1 protein-coding gene and 1 pseudogene are annotated in these 665 nt (G+C 69.2%); one reads left to right on the top strand and one right to left on the bottom strand.

Annotation, left to right across the window (positions count from 1 at the left end):
* Positions 1-319, top strand: a pseudogene (locus C9E82_RS23985) (hypothetical protein); the annotation flags it as partial.
* On the opposite strand, the gene C9E82_RS23980 reads toward C9E82_RS23985, so the two are convergent.
* On the bottom strand, positions 301-665 hold a 365-nt coding region (locus C9E82_RS23980; protein WP_147482389.1), incomplete at its 5' end, for a LuxR C-terminal-related transcriptional regulator. The pseudogene C9E82_RS23985 and the gene C9E82_RS23980 overlap by 19 nt on opposite strands.

The following is a 665-nucleotide window of genomic DNA, read 5'->3' as shown; positions in this document are numbered from 1 at the left end:
GGGCCCCGACGAGGCCATCGCCCTCTTGGAGGAGATGGAGATCGCGCCGGATGCGCTGCTGATCGACTATCAGCTGGATCACGGCGCCAACGGGCTGGAGCTTGCGGCCGCGCTGCACCGCCGCCACGGCGCCTGCCCGACGCGCATCATCTCGGCCGAGCGTTCCGCCAGCCTGCGCGACAGCTGCGCCGAAATGGGGCTGGAGCTGATGCCGAAGCCCCTGGATACCGAGGCGCTGTTCCGCTTCCTGGCCGAAATTCCCCCGACCTCGGACGCGCAAACCTTCCCTGGCCCGGTGGGTCAGATCCCCTCGAAATAGCGGATGCCCTTGACCACCAGGTCCGCCAGGCTGGTCGCGCCCAGCTTCTCGCGCAGCACCAGGCTGACATTCGAGACGGTCTTGTAGCTGATGCAGGCGCGGTCGGCGATCTCGCGATAGGCCAGGCCCTCGGTGATCAGGCCCAGGATCTCTTCCTCGCGCGCCGTCAGGCGGGTGCCGGGGCTGCGCTTGCCGGGCACGTTCATCAGCGCGATCTGGGTGGCGATGCGGCCCTCGACATAGTGGCCGCCGCGCAGCACCTCGTCCAGCGCGGTCAGGATCTCCTGCGCCGAGGCATCCTTGTTCAGGATGCCGTTCGCGCCCGCGTGAAGCGCCCGCCGCGCCA

This window comes from Paracoccus sigandri (assembly GCF_003709565.1).
GTDB classification, from domain to species: domain Bacteria; phylum Pseudomonadota; class Alphaproteobacteria; order Rhodobacterales; family Rhodobacteraceae; genus Paracoccus; species Paracoccus siganidrum.
Note: the sequence above shows the minus strand (reverse complement) of the source record. Positions and strands in the feature narration are given on the sequence as shown.